General features: G+C 40.9%; 17 protein-coding genes and 1 other RNA gene. 9 read left to right on the plus strand and 9 right to left on the minus strand.

Annotated elements, in window-relative coordinates:
• Positions 1-104 precede the first annotated feature (104 nt).
• The 3 genes from DTOX_RS11540 (at position 105) to DTOX_RS11550 (ending at position 3,132) form a co-directional block, all read left to right on the plus strand.
• Entirely contained in the window at positions 105-1,424 is a 1,320-nt protein-coding gene (locus DTOX_RS11540; RefSeq protein ID WP_015757870.1) for an MFS transporter, read from the plus strand.
• Between the two features lie 203 nt (positions 1,425-1,627).
• Positions 1,628-2,449 (plus strand): phosphosulfolactate synthase, encoded by an 822-nt coding sequence (gene comA, locus DTOX_RS11545; RefSeq protein WP_015757871.1) that lies wholly within the window; start codon positions 1,628-1,630, stop codon positions 2,447-2,449.
• Between the two features lie 230 nt (positions 2,450-2,679).
• Positions 2,680-3,132, plus strand: a complete 453-nt coding sequence (locus tag DTOX_RS11550) for a DUF441 domain-containing protein (protein WP_015757872.1) — start codon at positions 2,680-2,682, stop codon at positions 3,130-3,132.
• A gap of 190 nt (positions 3,133-3,322) precedes the next feature.
• Here DTOX_RS11550 and DTOX_RS11555 read toward each other — a convergent pair whose 3' ends face one another.
• Positions 3,323-3,808 (minus strand): CBS domain-containing protein, encoded by a 486-nt coding sequence (locus DTOX_RS11555; protein WP_015757873.1) that lies wholly within the window; start codon positions 3,806-3,808, stop codon positions 3,323-3,325.
• Positions 3,809-4,040: 232 nt separating this feature from the next.
• On the opposite strand from DTOX_RS11555, the gene glgP reads away from it, so the two are divergent.
• A complete protein-coding gene (glgP, locus tag DTOX_RS11560; RefSeq protein ID WP_015757874.1) occupies positions 4,041-6,587 on the plus strand; it encodes an alpha-glucan family phosphorylase in 2,547 nt (848 codons plus the stop codon).
• Between the two features lie 88 nt (positions 6,588-6,675).
• On the opposite strand, the gene DTOX_RS11565 is transcribed toward glgP, so the two are convergent.
• Together DTOX_RS11565 and lspA are read right to left on the minus strand one after the other, a co-directional pair.
• Positions 6,676-7,593, minus strand: a complete 918-nt coding sequence (locus tag DTOX_RS11565) for an RluA family pseudouridine synthase (RefSeq protein WP_015757875.1) — start codon at positions 7,591-7,593, stop codon at positions 6,676-6,678.
• Positions 7,580-8,056, minus strand: a complete 477-nt coding sequence (lspA, locus tag DTOX_RS11570) for a signal peptidase II (protein WP_015757876.1) — start codon at positions 8,054-8,056, stop codon at positions 7,580-7,582. Before lspA ends, DTOX_RS11565 begins: the two co-directional genes overlap by 14 nt.
• Before the next feature lie 177 nt (positions 8,057-8,233).
• On the opposite strand from lspA, the gene fliK reads away from it, so the two are divergent.
• From fliK to DTOX_RS11590, 4 genes are all read left to right on the plus strand, one after another.
• Positions 8,234-8,818 carry a flagellar hook-length control protein FliK gene (gene fliK, locus DTOX_RS11575; protein ID WP_157862925.1) on the plus strand — a complete coding sequence of 195 codons (585 nt, stop codon included), beginning with the start codon at positions 8,234-8,236 and terminating at the stop codon, positions 8,816-8,818.
• A gap of 12 nt (positions 8,819-8,830) precedes the next feature.
• Positions 8,831-9,151 carry an EscU/YscU/HrcU family type III secretion system export apparatus switch protein gene (locus tag DTOX_RS11580; protein ID WP_042315748.1) on the plus strand — a complete coding sequence of 107 codons (321 nt, stop codon included), beginning with the start codon at positions 8,831-8,833 and terminating at the stop codon, positions 9,149-9,151.
• A 13-nt stretch (positions 9,152-9,164) separates the two neighbouring features.
• Positions 9,165-9,908 carry a tRNA 2-thiocytidine biosynthesis TtcA family protein gene (locus DTOX_RS11585; RefSeq protein ID WP_015757879.1) on the plus strand — a complete coding sequence of 248 codons (744 nt, stop codon included), beginning with the start codon at positions 9,165-9,167 and terminating at the stop codon, positions 9,906-9,908.
• Positions 9,909-10,084: 176 nt separating this feature from the next.
• A complete protein-coding gene (locus DTOX_RS11590; protein WP_015757880.1) occupies positions 10,085-10,303 on the plus strand; it encodes a hypothetical protein in 219 nt (72 codons plus the stop codon).
• Positions 10,304-10,397: 94 nt separating this feature from the next.
• On the opposite strand, the gene rnpB is transcribed toward DTOX_RS11590, so the two are convergent.
• The 6 genes from rnpB to DTOX_RS11615 form a co-directional block, all read right to left on the minus strand.
• An RNA gene (gene rnpB, locus DTOX_RS22240) (RNase P RNA component class B) lies at positions 10,398-10,723 on the minus strand.
• Positions 10,724-10,830: 107 nt separating this feature from the next.
• Complete coding sequence (locus DTOX_RS11595) at positions 10,831-11,112, minus strand: hypothetical protein (RefSeq protein ID WP_015757881.1); 282 nt, start codon at positions 11,110-11,112, stop codon at positions 10,831-10,833.
• Between the two features lie 375 nt (positions 11,113-11,487).
• Positions 11,488-11,961 carry an N-acetyltransferase gene (locus DTOX_RS11600; protein WP_015757882.1) on the minus strand — a complete coding sequence of 158 codons (474 nt, stop codon included), beginning with the start codon at positions 11,959-11,961 and terminating at the stop codon, positions 11,488-11,490.
• A gap of 20 nt (positions 11,962-11,981) precedes the next feature.
• Positions 11,982-12,758, minus strand: coding sequence for a phosphoribosylformylglycinamidine synthase I (gene purQ, locus DTOX_RS11605; protein WP_015757883.1), 777 nt, complete (start codon positions 12,756-12,758; stop codon positions 11,982-11,984).
• Positions 12,755-15,643 carry a phosphoribosylformylglycinamidine synthase subunit PurL gene (gene purL, locus DTOX_RS11610; RefSeq protein ID WP_015757884.1) on the minus strand — a complete coding sequence of 963 codons (2,889 nt, stop codon included), beginning with the start codon at positions 15,641-15,643 and terminating at the stop codon, positions 12,755-12,757. Before purL ends, purQ begins: the two co-directional genes overlap by 4 nt.
• A 15-nt stretch (positions 15,644-15,658) precedes the next feature.
• Positions 15,659-15,982: a hypothetical protein gene (locus DTOX_RS11615; protein WP_015757885.1), complete on the minus strand. Its 324-nt coding sequence runs from the start codon at positions 15,980-15,982 to the stop codon at positions 15,659-15,661.
• Positions 15,983-16,384: 402 nt separating this feature from the next.
• On the opposite strand from DTOX_RS11615, the gene lgt reads away from it, so the two are divergent.
• Positions 16,385-17,158 (plus strand): prolipoprotein diacylglyceryl transferase, encoded by a 774-nt coding sequence (gene lgt / locus DTOX_RS11620; protein WP_015757886.1) that lies wholly within the window; start codon positions 16,385-16,387, stop codon positions 17,156-17,158.
• Positions 17,159-17,163: the final 5 nt, after the last annotated feature.

Below are 17,163 nucleotides of genomic sequence, written 5' to 3' on the forward strand. Positions count from 1 at the left end.
CTATATAAACAATGATGAAATACTTCATTTAGGTAATGACTGTCTTTTATTTGTGGTTTTAAAAATCATGAGATTAATAATAACTGCAAGGGAAGTGATATTATATGAAAAAAGGCGGAAGTATAGCCCTGGCTTCTCTAGCCGGTGTGGCACTGGTTATGGTACTGGGAAATTCCATGCTCATACCGGTTCTCCCGGCCATCAAAACTTCATTAGCTCTATCTCAGTTCAAGGTCAGCCTGATCATATCAGTGTTCTCTTTTTCTGCCGGATTAATCATCCCGGTTGCCGGTTTCCTTTCTGATCGCTTCGGGCGAAAGAAAATTATCGTACCGGCACTCTTACTATATGGTCTGGGTGGTGTAATAGCAGGTCTGGCAGCAATACTGCTGAAACAAAGTTCTTATTATATTATACTGGCCGGGCGAATCATGCAGGGTATTGGGGCAGCAGGCACTTCTTCTATTGCTATGGCCTTATGCGGAGACTTGTATAAAGGTTCGGAACGCAGCAAATCGCTGGGTATAATTGAGTCCGCCAACGGTCTGGGCAAAGTTATAAGTCCCATTCTGGGTTCTCTGGTGGGACTTATAGCCTGGTACGCGACACTGCTTTTTTTTCCTCTCATCGCAGTACCTATTGCAGCGGCAGTATGGTTTTTAGTAAAAGAACCGGAAGGAAATACCTCAAATGAGCCAATGCGCAAGTATTTGCAGGACTTTGCCAAAATATTTAAAAATAGTTACCCTATGCTGCTGTCAGCCTTTTTTGCCGGAGCAGCCGCCCTGCTGGTTCTGTTCGGCGTGCTTTTTTTCCTGTCCGACTACCTGGAAAACACTTATGGACTTAAAGGGGTTTCTAAAGGAGGAGCTTTAGCTATTCCGGTGCTCTTCATGAGTGCGACTTCTTATATAACTGGTTTAAGCATCAAAAAGAATTTTGGCTTAATGAAAACCTTGATTGTCACCGGGCTGTTTCTTACCGGTGCCGCCCTTTCAGTTTTGCCGTTATTTCATAATACCTATATATTCTTTATAGCTATCTCTCTGGCCGGAATTGGCAGCGGTTTGGTTCTGCCCTGTCTAAATACTTTCATTACCAGTTCTGCCGGTTCTGAAGAAAGGGGTCTGTTAACTTCTTTTTACGGAAGCGTGCGTTTTTTCGGCGTTGCTGCAGGACCGCCGCTTTTCGGTCTGCTCATGGGTATCAGCTGGAAGGTTATGTTTTGGAGTTCCTCAGCTATATCAGCATCAGCAGCAGTTTTAGCACTTCTCTTTATAAAACCCGTTCAAAATAAATCTGCAAAAAAAGAGGGCGATAAACCGCCCATAGATATCCAAACAGTACAGGTTAAAACACCGCAACAAATATTTGTTCTGAATAAGCCTGTCAATAAACCTCTAAATAATAAAAAGGATACTTGATGCAAAAACCATTAAATGGCATAACTGTTATGGCAAATAACCGCTGATACTATGTAACATATGTTTTGTATTCTGAATACTCTGAGTGCATAAGGTGTTATTGCTACAGACAACAAGTATCACTTCACTTCATTAACGGGTTAGAAAGATTTCGGAGGTGTAAGACACCGCAGGGTGAATTGCCCGTGAAAGGAGTTGGAGGAATGAGTGAATATCATAGTTCAAAAACCTGGCGGCAGTTGCTTCGCTTCCCGCTGGACGGACGTGACAGCAAACCCAGAGCAAAAGGCTTAACCATGATTATTGATAATGGTCTGGGATTAGGTGAAACCAGAGATTTACTTACACTGGTAGGAGATTATATTGATTTCATAAAACTGGGATTTGGTACATCAGCCCTTTATTCCCAGAATCTATTGGAAGAGAAAATAAGTATGGCACTATCCTTTAATATTGATATCTACCCAGGAGGTACCTTTTTTGAAATAGCCGTACTGCAGGATAGCTGGGAAGAATTTATCATAATGGCTAAGCATATAGGTTTTACCGCAATTGAGGTGTCAGACGGAACTATCAAAATACCTGATGAAATAAGAGAAAAAGCCATTTCTCTGGCCAGCAGCATAAATCTAAAAGTGTTAACTGAGATAGGGCAAAAGGATCCCCGTGATCAGATTCCCCTGCCGGAAATGTTGTCGCAGATTAAAAAAGATGTTGACTGCGGGGCTGATTGGATAATTGTTGAAGGAAGGGAATCAGGTCAGAATGCCGGGGTATATGACCATAACGGTTGTTTTATAATGCATCAGATGGAGGAGATTGTTTCCGTAATACCTGATCCGAGTATGCTCATATGGGAGGCGCCTTTAAAACAGCAGCAGCAAGAATTAATAATGCGTTTCGGGCCCAATGTAAATATAGGCAATATAGCTCCCCATGAGGTCTTGGCTTTAGAAGCCTTGAGATCGGGTTTAAGAGGAGATACCCTGAGATTTTCATGCAATAATATTATAAGCAGAGTTTAAGTACGACTTGTCACGGGAAACCGTGACTTTTATTGTATTCCGGTAAATTGTGCTTCTGGTGGAGCTGCGGATAAGTCATTGTTTAATGAAGTACAAATTTATGTTGCATAAGCGAGATTAGTACCGCATAATTTCCGATAAGAACAAGTGCCTATGGTTGCCGAGAAAGCGGGTTATAATAAAACATTCTGCAACATATAATGGACAAATACAGAATAACGGAGGACCTTATGTCAGGGCTTGCCATGCTAATTGCCTTACTGGTTATCGGAGTATTTTTCCGGTCTAATTTGATAGCTGCTGCAGCATTAATTCTTCTAATACTTAAGCTGGTCAACTTGCAGTTTATCTTCCCTTACCTGGAAAAAAGGGGACTTGAAATAGGTCTGCTGTTTTTAATTATTTCTATATTGGTCCCTCTGGCTTCCGGAAAAATTGACAGTAAAGATATTATTTATACACTGACCTCTCTACCGGGATTAATGGCAATACTGGGCGGGGCCTTAGCCACCCATTTAAACGGTGAGGGGTTAAAACTGCTGCAAGTTGATCCTGCAGTTATTTTCGGCCTGGTTTTTGGCTCCATCATAGGCATTGTTCTATTTAACGGGCAGCCGGTCGGGCCGTTAATGGCTGCAGGAATCACAGCACTGTTTTTAGAAGTAATCTATCTAATCAAGTAACTAACAATTAATTGTCAATTGATAAGAGTTTCTATTTATCAAATTTTAAGAAAGTCGTTTAAGTAACTTTCGAGACGGCCACAGGCACTCATGCCCGACAGAAATTATGCAAACACAAATCTTCCCGGGGTAAAATAAAAACAGCCGACTTGATAATCTTTGCTTTAACAAAGAATCAAGCCAGCTGGTGTTACAACAATTCACCTATCATATTAAATACATCTATACCTCTGATTACACCTACTACCTTTCCATCATCAAGCACCGGCACAGAATTAATACCATTTCTCACCATTAATTCCACGGCTATCATTAAATCATCGTCAACCTTAACTGAGGCAACTTTTTTACTGCGCATAACTTTCTTAATAGGTATATCACCTGCTGACTTATGAATTTCACCCAGCAGGTAAACCCAGAGATAATCTTTGGACATGCCTGAATCCTTTTCTGCTATAACCAATGCCTGCAAGATCGAGCGGACAGTCATAACCCCAACTAACTCATCATGGTCATTTACTACCAGCAAAGACCTATGCCCCTGGGCGATTCCCTTCTCATCCAAAAAAAAGGTTGCCTTTAAAGCATTAATAGCGTCCTTTACAGTACCACTTTCTTTAACAATAGTATAATCTGATACAGGAATCATAACTTCTTTGGCTAATACTTTCTTCATTTCGTCACCCTCTTTTTATTAAAATTTTATGATTTGAGGTTATAAATGTCAATCGGTTTTCAATGTTTTTTTCAGGATTTAAAAAATAATTCAATGCTCTATAATAATTCATATTCTTATTTAATAGAAAATATAAGTATGTTATAATTAATTAATACAATTAATTAATTATAAGGTCTAAATATCTTTTTAGTTTTGGCTGAACGTCTTTAAACTTAAAGGGAGGGACCATATGTTTTTCTTACGCACACTGTCAGTAGCTCCTAAACTTCCGGAAAATATAGGTGAACTGAGCAAGCTGGCTTATAATGTTTGGTTTAGCTGGAATCCCAATGCCTGGGAGCTTTTTCGACGAATTGATAAAAAGCTCTGGGAAGAGGTAGGACATAACCCTGTAAAATTTTTACTAAACGTGAAGCAGCAGGATTTGGATAATGCCGCCCTAGACCACGATTATTTGAATCTCTATAAAAAAGTTATTCAGGAGCTAAATGCTTACTTAGAAGAAGAAACTAAATTTAAAAACTATCACCCTGAGCATAAGGATCAGGTAATTGCTTATTTTTCTGCAGAATTTGGTATACACGAATCACATCCTACTTATTCAGGTGGCTTAGGTTTGTTAGCCGGTGACCATTGCAAAGCGGCCAGCGACCTGGGTTTACCCTTTGTGGGCATGGGATTGCTTTATAAAAACGGTTATTTTGAGCAACGTATAAATATTGAAGGCTGGCAGGAATCAAGATATTCTAATTTTAACTACCACCAGATGCCTGTTAGGACAGTAACTAATAATGACGGAAGTGAATTAATCATTCCCGTAGAAATGCCGGGTAGAACTGTTTACCTTAAAGTATGGTGCATGCATGTTGGGCGCATTAATATCTATTTTTTGGATGCCGATTTATCCCAAAACGCAGTGCATGACAGATCTCTTACCGGGCAGCTTTACGGGGGAGACAGAGAAAACCGCATTGCCCAGGAAATACTGCTGGGTATTGGCGGTGTTAAAGCACTTCGTGCCATAGGTATTAATCCCCAGGCCTGGCATATTAATGAAGGGCATGCCGCTTTTCTAATACTGGAACGCTTGCGTGAACTTGTACAAGCCGGTATTCCCCTGGTAACCGCAATGGAAGCAGTAAGATCCAATACTATATTTACAACACATACTCCGGTACCCGCCGGTCATGATGTTTTCAGTTCGGAATTAATAGATAAATACCTTTGGCAGCTCAGGGATCAATTAGGCTTGAGCGGGGAGGATTTTCTCAAGCTGGGCTGGGATGACGAGAAATACCAGTTTAATATGACTCTTTTGGCGTTACGCCTGTCTCTTTTCTGTAATGGTGTAAGCAAGTTGCATGGTCAGGTTTCCAGAGAAATGTTTCAACGTTTTTATCCCAATATCCCTGTGGAGGAAATTCCTATTTCCTCGGTAACTAACGGTGTACACGTTGCTACCTGGCTGGCGCCCAAACTAAGAGAATTACTGGATAAGTATTTAGGCTCAGGTTGGCATAACGACATTTCACTTCCGAAAAAATGGGCAGGTATAAGCCAAATTCCCGCACAAGAACTATGGAATGTTCATTACAAATTAAAGGAAAAAATGATTCAAACAGCCAGAAATAATTTAAGGGGCCAGCGCCTGCGCAACCAGGAGTCCTACCAACGAATCATGGAGGTAAATAATTTTCTGGATCCCAATGTTTTAACTATTGGCTTTGCTCGTCGTTTTGCTACATATAAGCGTGCTAATTTATTATTACAGGATAAAGAGCGTCTGATTAAAATACTATCAGACAAAGCAAAGCCGGTACAAATCGTTTTTGCAGGCAAGGCACACCCTGCTGATTACCCGGGTCAAGAGCTAATTAAAGAAATATACTCGCTGACCAATGAAGAAGCGTTCCGGGGCAGGATATTATTTTTGGAAGACTATGATATTAATTTAGCTCGCACATTACTCCACGGTGTGGATGTTTGGCTTAATACCCCACGGCGACCGATGGAGGCGAGCGGCACCAGCGGTCAAAAGGCAGCTTTAAACGGCGTGATTAATTTCAGTGTTCTTGATGGCTGGTGGCCTGAAGCATACAATGGCGAAAACGGTTTTGTTGTAGGCAACGATGTTGTATGCAAAGATGAGGCCAAGCAGGACAAAAATGATGTTTTCACTCTTTATTCCCTGCTGGAAGAAACCATTGTTCCTATGTATTACGATAGGGATCATAACAATATTCCCAGAGCCTGGGTGGAGTTGATGAAGAGGTCCCTGCTGACAATTCCACACTATTTTAACACGGAAAGAATGGTTATGGATTACTGCAATAATTTCTACGTTCCCGCCATTACCAGGTGGAAACGCTTTAGCGCGGATAATTATGAGCTGGCTCATCAGCTTCAATCATTTAAGCAAAGATTGTATGACAACTGGCACCAGGTCTCGATAGTGTCCGTAAATACCGCTGCTGATCGGGTGCTTAAAATCGGTGAAGAATTTAAGGTGGAAGCTGTTGTGGAATTGGGTTACCTTTCACCAAACGAAGTCTCCGTAGAAGTATTTTGCATTGATTTAGAAAACCCGGGTATAAGAAATATTAACTTGATACCAATGTCTCCGGTCAATCAGATTTCAGAGAACCAATATACTTTTGCGGGCAAATGTATTCCACCCCAGGGCGTGGTTAACTACTCAGTTCGTGTAAGACCCTCACATCCTGACTTTGAACATAATTTTGAAGTTCCTCTGGTTACCTGGGCTCAATCTTTTTAACTACTAGAATGTTACTTTTAAATAATAAAGAACCTGCTTGGCTTACTAGAGCAGGTTCTTTGTTTGGCAAATCAATTTAGCGCCGGTTTTATATAACCTGGTTTTCCAGCTCAGCTAATACTTTAACCAAAATATCCGGCAAAGGTGCATTAAACTCTAAATATTTTCCCGTACGCGGATGAGCAAAGCCTAACAAACAGGCATGCAGGAACTGCCCGTCCAGATTGAAATGAGGTTTAGACGGACCGTATTTAGGGTCGCCTACAACCTGGTAACCAATATATTTCATGTGAACTCTAATTTGGTGTGTACGACCTGTTTCCAGCTTCAATTCAAGCAAGGTATAACGGCCAAAACGCTTTAAGACTTTAAAATGTGTTACCGCAGAACGTGAATTCCTGTCTGTCACAGCCATTTTTTGTCTGCTACAGGCATCTCTGCCAATGGGAGCATCAACAGTTCCAGCATCTTGTTTCAAATTTCCGTGGACTAAAGCTAAATAACGCCGGTTTACCAGTCTTTTTTCTAACTGGGCAGCCAGATTGTTATGAGCCAAATCATTTTTAGCTACCATTAAAAGTCCGGAGGTATCTTTATCTAATCTATGTACAATACCGGGTCTCAACACACCGTTGATACCTGACAAATCGCGACAATGATATAAGAGAGCGTTGACCATCGTTCCGGTGTAATTTCCCTCAGCGGGATGAACTACCATTCCTCTGGGTTTATTTATCACAATAACATCTTCATCTTCAAAATAGATATCAAGTGCAATATTTTCCGCCTCAACAGAAACACCCACGGGATCGGGTATAGTTAAATTAATATAGTCACCTGGTTTGATCTTATATTTGGCCGCGACTTTTTTCCCGTTTATTTCTACCAGTCCCTGGGCAATTAATCTTTGAAGTTGGGAACGGCTTATGTCAGGATAACAATTACTGAGATAGACATCAAGTCTCTGTCCTATTTCCGGATCTGCATAATGATTAATTGTTTTCATCCTTAACCACCTTATCCCCGTCCCTGGGATGCTTTTTTGAATGAAACAGGGTATCCCAGATCAACAAACCGACTCCAATAACTATTGCCGTATCTGCAATATTAAATACAGGCCAAATGCGAAAATCCAGGAAATCAACCACCTGCCCAATGCGCAGTCGGTCAAGCAAGTTGCCCAGAGAGCCGCCAACAATTAGGCCAACCTGTAATTGCAGCAAAGTAGTTTTAATAATCTGGCGGTAAAAGAATAATGTCCCGGCAACAACTAAAAGGCTAATCGCAATAAAAAATCCGGTTTTATGAGCCATGATACCAAATGCGGCACCGGGATTTTCAATATAGGTAATATAGAATACCGGAGGAAGCACAGGAATACTTTCATTTTTCAACAGATTGAGCTGAAGCAGGTACTTGGAAAACTGGTCTGTCAGAAAAACCGTAATAAGAGTTAGCCAGAAGTACAAAAATTTTCAACCTCCCAAAGGTTTTATAAATTCGGTCATGTTTATCATACCACACATGCTATAATAGTTTCCAAGATTTTTACGGTGTCAATATAATATACATAGATACCTTTAACCTACACACAAATCCATGACAAGCATGGTTTTCCGGAATATTAAAAAACTTAAGTATTGGTGGTGAACAATATTAATATTAGACCCTTATCCCAAATACTGTCTAATTTTTTAGATAAAACAATTATCCAACAGGCAGAAAAAAATACACTTATCAAAAACTCAATTTCCTCTAAAACAATGCTAGCCAAAGATACAAAAAAGACTACGGAAGAAGTAAGACAAAATCGCTTTGATCAACAGCAAGACAACACTGCCAACCAGGCCAATCAAGTTATTCCCGCTCCTTTAAAAACTCCTCTTTTTGATAAGGCCAGATTTTTTTATCGTGAACTCCCTGCAAAAGATGCAGGTACCATAGAAAGTGGCGGCTGCCTGCTGATCAATTTGGAAACCCTGTCCTTAGGAAAAGTATGGATAACAATTGCTGCACATAATGATACACTAAGAGTAAGTTTTTACAATAACAAAAAAGAAGGCATTGAAATGATTAAGGGTAATCTTACTAATCTTAAAGAAGAATTACTGAACAGTGACTTTAAGAATATTTTAATTAAATGCCAGATTTCCGATGATACCTGGGTGAAGAACAATATTTTAAATAACTTTGGACTGGACCATAGTTCTTTTGTAAACTTTAAAATCTAAATATTAAGGAAGATGAATTTGGATAAGAATAAACCTGATCAAGATAAAAAAACTGCCAGGACCGCTGCAAACACTGTTGAAACGGCATCGGCCCTTCGCTTTGATCCTAATAAGGATCAGGCACCGGTTGTTGTAGCCACAGGTAAGGGTGACATAGCCAGGAGTATTAAGAAAATGGCCGGAGAATTGCATATTCCCATAGTTAAAGACCCTGTTTTGGCCCAAACACTGCATACCCTGGGTACAAATATCGAAATCCCCGAGCATTTATATGAAGCGGTGGCCAAGGTTTTAGCATATGTTTATGAAATTGACCAGGCAAATAAAAAATAGGAGCTCACAACTTTTGAAAAACAGCACACGAGTATTTTTATCTGAAATAAAAAAGGCTATTATCAGGCACAGTCTGATAGTAGACGGAGATATTATCGGTGTAGGCATTTCAGGCGGCAAAGACAGTATTGCACTGTTATACAGTCTTTGCGACATAATTCGCAGCGCACCTGTAAGATTTAAGTTTATAGCCATTCTGATTGACCTGGGCTGGCTGTCCGACCTGTCACCTATCGTGGATTTTTGCCAGCAAAAAAACATTCAACTTCATATAGAGCCCTCTGATATTGCTAAGATTGTTTTTGAAATTCGTGAAGAAAAACAGCCGTGTTCTCTCTGTGCCAAAATGCGGCGGGGTGCATTGCACAACACGGCCAAAATGCTTGGCTGCAATAAAGTCGCACTTGGTCACCATTTGGATGATGTAATAGAAACATTTTTTCTTAATCTCATATATACAGGACAAATGAAAACCTTTCTGCCAGCAATTTATCTTGATCGTAGTGATATTACTTTAATCCGTCCTATGATATATGTAACAGAAGATGATGTAGTGAATTTAGTTGGAAGAGAAAATTTACCGGTTGTCAGCAGCAACTGTCCGGTAGACGGTAAAACCAAAAGAGAAGAAATTAAATCAACAGTAGCCCTGTTAGCCTCACATTATCCTGATTTCCGGAGCAGGTTTTTAACAGCTCTTAAAAGGCCTGAGAACCCCCTTTGGACAGACTCTGTTAACAATAATTTCATCCTTTGATAAAGGATAATTATTGTGCAGGCAGGTAAACTATCAAGAAAGTCGCCTTAAGCAACTTTCGAGCAGCCACAGGCACTCATACTCGGGAAATTATGCAGGCAACCTTAACTAATTCACAGATCCTCCATAAGTATAATTTCCCGGAGTAAAACAAAACCTTAGGGGGATATCTACCTATGAATATACAAGATGATTTAAAACCTGATACCAAATATAAAGAACCAGAGACCGACAGAGACAGGCACCGCCCGGCAGGCTCACCTCACAGCAGGGAAATAAAGTCACAAAAACAACAATTAAACAGCGGCCACCGTCACGGTACAGATAAGGATATTAAAATAGATATGCATGCAAAAACGGGCTTAAAGGATGGCTTAACTAAAAGAAACCGTTAACATCTTATGAGGTGCGAGAGAGCTTGATAAAATAAATTGGTTAGAAACAAAATAACGTCCTGCATGCAGGACGTTATTTAAAATTATTAAGTACAGTTGTAAGCGAGATTCTGTTATGATAGTCATCTATCTAAGAAAGCTTGCGCTTTCTTCCCCGATTAAGGGGTGCCCCTACCCGCAGTAAAACTGCCTATTTGGGTTGCACGCCGGTGGAGTTTACCCTTGCACTCACCGGTCACCCGGTGAAATAGTTTCTGTGGCACTTTATGGCTACTACTAACTCCAGCGAGTTATTTTCGCCGTCGTCAGGTCACCCTGCCCTGGCTTACACCAGGCACCAAACTACACTGCCTTTTACAGCAGTGTGCGTGTCTCGACTTTCCTCTACTTTTCCTGGAAAAGCAGCGACTATCCACTGTACTTACTCTTATTTTCATATTGCTCTAACAATACCATATTATAATACATACATTAGTACAAAGCAATAATATCATTGTTCTATTTATGTTTTTTTATGTAAAAAACAGTTACATGCCTGAATATACCCTGGCAACTCCCGAATTTTCTTCTTTATCATCAAATCTGTCGAATATTTCTATAAATCTTTTTCCTTCCCAAAGTGCTTTGGCCAGAGCAGCCAGTACCAGCAGCCCCACAATTGACCAACAACTTAAGAGAAAGTACGGTACAAATGAATTTTTCAAAATTATGGCTAGAAGAAATCCTAAAATACTGATCAGAATAAAACTTCCGGTCAAAAAGACAACACTTTCAATAACTGCTATAAACCCTATTTTAAATCTATACAAGATATCACCCCCATAAATATTTATATGTTAAATTATAGTTAATTATTCCATAAATATACTTGTGGAGTATGATTGAATTATAGTATTTATTTTCCAGTACATAAATTGACTATATCTAATTGCAAAATGCGTGATTAAAATTAAAAAATTAGATTAATCCGTCTAAAGAAAATCAAAATCAACAAGAAAGTCACTTAAAGCAACTTTCGAGCAGCCACAGGTGCTCGTTGAGAATTATGTAATATAACCTTAACTTATCTACGGATTTATAATAAACATAATTTCCCAGAATACTCAAAAACCCGTACCACTCTCATAGTGATACGGGTTTTTTCAGTGATTGAGCAATTGTTGTTAGTCAAATGGGCTAACATACTATTTGCTCTCATTTTTTACGGGCAATTCAATTAGAACCGCTTTTTCATCACAATTAGGGAATTCAGGGCAATTAACACATTCTTTCCAGACTTTCTGAGGCAATAAATCCTTGTCAATATCCGTAAAACCACATTTTTTGAAAAAGCCTGGCTGGTAGGTTAATGCAAATACCTTGACTATGCCTAGATCTCGTGCTTCATCTAAAAATATTTTAACCAGCTCACGCCCTATGCCCTGTTTAAAATACTCGGATGAGACTGCCAGAGCACGTATCTCGGCTAAATCCTCCCATATTATATGCAGCGCGCCAACTCCGATGATTATATTATCTTTTTCGGCAACGGTAAATTCCCTCAGATTCTCGTAAAGCATAGCCCGCGAGCGGCCCAGCATTAATCTCTTTCCGGCAAAATGATTGACCAGGCTGTGAATAGCCTCCACATCAGAAATCTTAGCCTTTCTCAGGATCACCTAGCTTCACCTTTTTCATTCTAATTTGCTTGAAAATACTTCACTGCGTTATGAAAAATTGCCAAACCGTCTGCCTCCCCCTTCTTTAGCCTACGCCAGTTAGGATGCTGGGTTAATTTAACAAACCTTTCAGGGTGCGGCATAAGTCCGAGTATTCTGCCTGTATCGTCACATATACCGGCAATGGAGTTGAGTGAACCGTTGGGGTTGGCAGGATAATCAGCAGTGACTGCACCTGCTTCCTGAACATAGCGAAAAACCACTTGCCGATTAGATTCTATAATTTTTAACTTATCTATATCGGAAAAGAACTTGCCTTCTCCGTGGGCAGCCGGAAGGTTGACAACCTTTCCTTCCATTCCTTCAGTAAAAACGCACTTAGTCTTTTCTATGCCCATATTAACCCACCTGCACTCAAAACGACCGCTATCATTTTCCATCAATGCTGCATCTATGTTGCCCAGGTTTTTAAAAGGCAAAAGTCCAGTTCTTACCAAAACTTGAAAACCATTACATATACCCAGAATAAGTTTATCAGAGTTTATAAACTGCAGCATTTGCTCCTTTAAGAAAGAAGTTAGCTCTACAGCCAGCACTTTTCCTGAGTGAATGTCGTCACCGTAAGAAAAACCGCCTGGTACTGCCAGAATTTGATATTCCGAGAGTGATTGCTCACCGTTTCTGAGTTGATTAACATGCACCAGACGGCAATTAGCTCCCGTTATTTCAAAAGCATGATATGTTTCCAAATCGCAATTGGTTCCGTCGGTTCTTAAAATACAAACTCTGGGTTTCACTGGCGAAATACCCCCTTCATAGGTTGCTGCCAGGCAGCTTTCAGACTGCTGAGAGAAACATCAAAAAGCTCTCTGCCCTCATAAAGGATTTCAACAGACAATTTCTCAACAGTTTTTCCTATTACATAATAAGGAATACCGGCAAATAGTTCGGCAGCGTCCATACCGTCAGGAATTTCAACCATAAAGCAACCGGCAGTCTCGTTATACAAGAAATATTCAGGGTTTTCCCCTGCCGGAATTGAAATTTCGGCTCCCACATTTCCTCCAAAACACATTTCAGCCAGAGCCGCCGCCAGGCCCCCTTCACTGATATCATGGCAGGCCGGCACTGCACCGCCGGAAATAGCCCGGTGAAGTACATGGAAAACCTTATTCACCTTTTCCAAATTAATCTTGGGCAGGTTGCTGCCAGTGTAGCCGGCCAAATCATAATAAACTGATCCGGCCATCTCGCAAATTCTCCTCTCACCCAGGAGCACAATTTGACTGCCAGTATATTTGAAATCCGAAGAAACTGTTTTTTGCACATCTGCTATGCGTCCAAACACGGAGACGCACAGAACGGGAGGAATCTTCAACACAGTCCCGTCCTTACCCCTGTAAGTGCTGGATAAACTGTCCTTGCCTGAAATAAAAGGCATCCCGGTAACCTTAACAAAATCCACGCAGGCGTCTACCGACATATCCAGAGCGCCCAAAGATTCCTCATCAGGGAAAGGCCAGATAAAGTTATCAATCAATGTTAAATCTTCGGGGTTGGCACCTGCAGCCACCGCATTGGAAACCGCCTCTACCGCCGCCCATAGGCTGCCGTGATAAGGGTGTATTTTATTTAAAACGGGATTTAATCCATGGCTGATTATTGCTCCATAGGGCTTATCCAAAAGAGGGGAAATAATAGTTGCGTCATTCGGCCCATCCTGGAAAATACCGGTAAAGGGCGGTAAAACACTTGACCCCTGTACCCCATGATCATAAACCCTGACAATTGGTTCCTTAGAACATACATTCAAGTGAGACATAACCGCCTGGTAAATCTTCTCCCTGACATTGCTCAGATTGACAACCTCTCCGCAGCCGGCAGCAGCACTATCAAAAACAATATCCGGTGATTGAGGCTCCTCATAATCTTCTTTTACCCAGGCTGCCTGCATAACCCGTTGGGGCAACCCGTTGTGCAGAAATTCCATGTCCAGATCGCAAACATTTTCACCGTTATAGGTTACCAGTAAGCGTCCGTCACCTGTAAACTCAGCTATGGCAGTTGCTTCAACATTATAATTCCTGCAAATAGCCATAACCCTGTCCATGTTCTCGGGCGCTACAGCCAATACCATACGCTCCTGGCTTTCCGACAACCAGATTTCCCAGGGGTTGAGACCAGGGTATTTAAGAGGTACCCGATCCAAAAATACCTTAACCCCAATTTTTTCACCCATTTCACCCAATGCAGAGCCGTAGCCACCGGCGCCGCAATCAGTTATGGCACGGATTAAACCCTCTTGGGAGGCCTCTAAAATAGCATCGCTGGTCCTTTTTTCCTCTATTGCATGACCTATTTGAACAGCGCTTGAATTTACAGTTATAGTCATGTCTGTCATCTCCGCGCTGGAAAATGTTGCCCCGTGAATACCGTCACGACCGGTGCGCCCACCTAATACCAGGGCAACATCTCCCGCCTGGGGACTGGCCTTTTGACAGCGTTCAGCCGGCAACAAACCATAAGCGCCGACTATCACTGTTGGCTTAGCCCTGAAATCCGGATGAAAATGGACCGAACCGTTGTTCGTAGGGATACCCATCCGATTGCCGTAATCACGCACACCTGCCACTACACGGCGCAGCAAATAATGAGGATGCAAACAACCGGCAGGAATAACCTCCGCAGGCATATCGGGTGGAGCAAAGCAAAACATATCCGTAGAGGCAATAACTTTGGCACCCTGTCCGGTACCCATGACATCCCTGAACACTCCCCCGCTGCCGGTCATAGCGCCTCCGTAGGGTTCGATGGCTGAGGGTGAATTATGTGTCTCCACCTTGCCGCATATGGCCTGACCTTCATAAAATCGCATAACTCCGGAGTTATCCACAAAAGCAGAAAGCACCAGCGGGTGCCCGGCCTCTATTGTAGCTTCCTGCAACCGCTTGAGCAATGGTTTTTTCTCCTTGCCGTCAACCATCAGCTTGGCCCGGAAAGTTTTATGACCACAATGCTCTGACCAGGTTTGAGCTATAGTTTCGATTTCACAATCAGTGGGATCTCGGTCAATAGAAATAAAATAGTTCTGGATAACCCTCATTTCTTCCAGATTCAAAAATAAGTTATCCTTGCTGAGCTGCATAAGCTCTTGATCATTCATTTTTCGCACAGCTATTGTCCCGGTAGTGCCCGGTTGACCCGAAATCAGCAGGGTCTCAGGTTTTACAGTTACCACTCTTTCCACAGTGGCGTTAACCAGCAGCTTATCAGTGATTAACTTAATCTCATCTACGCTAATATCCTGTCCCCAAAAAAAATATTCCTTGCTCGAATCAGCGGCAAGCAAATCTTCAATCCCCAAATCCTTGACCGATTTGATGATCGAAGCTACCTCAGGGTTCATTACTCCCGGCTGATAAGCAACTTCCAGCCATACGTCCGCTCCCGTTATAACAGGGGCATTGACCTGGCATATTTGAAATATTTCCTCAGCTAAAAGATTCTTAGCCAGGTATAAAGCATTGTCCTCACTGATTCCTTCAAAACGATAAACCCTGGTTGTTCTTACTTCTTGTACACTATTAATGCCCAGAGCATTCTTTATTTCATATAATATTTCTTCTCCCCTGGGATCTGGCAGGGAAAACTTATTGGTTACTCTTACTTCCTGAATATTCATCAACTACTCCCCCGCTCAGTTCATTTTTGCACGTATTTTATCATTTATTCTTTCGACCAGGTACATGGTTGAACAGGTATGATGGATTTGAACGATCACACTTTCAATATAACCGTCTAAATCTACTAATGACGCATTTTGTTCAATTTCTAAGCCGTATAATTCTACTATTTTTGCATAAAAATTCTCCAACAGCTTTAAGCGTGTTTCCCTCTTACCCGTTTCCTGCCATTTTAAAAACGGATCATCTATATTATTCCCGCTGATCAGGCTCAATTGCTCCATAAAAAGCTTGCGGAACTCATTAAAATCAGGTTTTTTGGGCGTGGTTAGATTCATTTTTCTTAGAGCCCCCTTTCCAATCACTATTGTATCATATTTAAGCACCTATTAAATTTATAAATGTTTTACAGATTGAATTATTTTATCTGTAAAAAGAGGCTAGATTATAATACAACCACTAAAATAATAAGCCCCCTAAAACTAGGGGGTTGTAAATTAGAATATATAATTAAGGAGGGCGTATGTGTTCTTCAAGTTATTTCTTATAATACGGTAAAACACTAAAAGTTTTAAGAGTTTATGTGTTAATAGCTTTATTTAGAGTTTAAATAGTTATATTTACAAGTAAACGGAAAATTTTTTAGTCTAAACATTTTTGTTAAAGGTTTAATTGTTGTAGGCTTGTAAAAAATCAAGTATTATATAAGCATGTTGATATATAAAGGAGTTGTCGGTAATATGATTGATCCTGTGGCCGTTTCTATAGGAGTTTTTCCTATTCACTGGTACGGAGTAATTATGGCTCTGGCCTTTTTAAGCGCATTAATAGTTGCCTATCATAATGCTAAAAAAGCAGGTGTAAATCCTGAACATATCTTAAACATAGCAACCGTAGCAATACCGTCAGGCATTATCGGAGCACGACTGTATTATGTAATTTTTCAATGGAGTCAATACCGGGAAAATTTATGGGAAATACTGGCTGTATGGCATGGAGGGTTGGCTATTCACGGAGGCTTACTGGGAGGCATTACAGCCGGTTATCTTTATGTAAAAAAACAAAACCTAAGCTTCTGGGGTACAGGAGACCTTATCGCACCGGGTATTGTACTGGCACAGAGCATTGGCCGTTGGGGTAATTTTATTAACCGGGAGGCACACGGGGGACCGGTTAGCGAAAACTTCATCAATCATTTCCCATTATTTATTAAAAACCAGATGTATATCAACGGAAGTTATTTTCACCCGACATTTCTCTACGAATCACTGTGGAATTTTAGCCTTTTCGTTTTCCTAACAACCCGTCTGACGCGTAAAAAGTTTCAGGGTGAAATACTCTTAATCTACCTGGGACTGTATTCGACAGGCAGATTTGTTATTGAGGGTTTACGCACAGACAGTTTAATGCTAGGGCATATAAGAGTGGCTCAACTGGTAAGTTTGACACTGATAGTAACTGCGATTTTCTTATATTTTTACAAAAGATTCAGAGCAACAAAACTTGATGTTTAAAGCAA

Origin of the sequence: Desulfofarcimen acetoxidans DSM 771, assembly GCF_000024205.1 — a bacterium.
Taxonomy (GTDB): Bacteria; Bacillota; Desulfotomaculia; order Desulfotomaculales; family Desulfofarciminaceae; genus Desulfofarcimen; species Desulfofarcimen acetoxidans.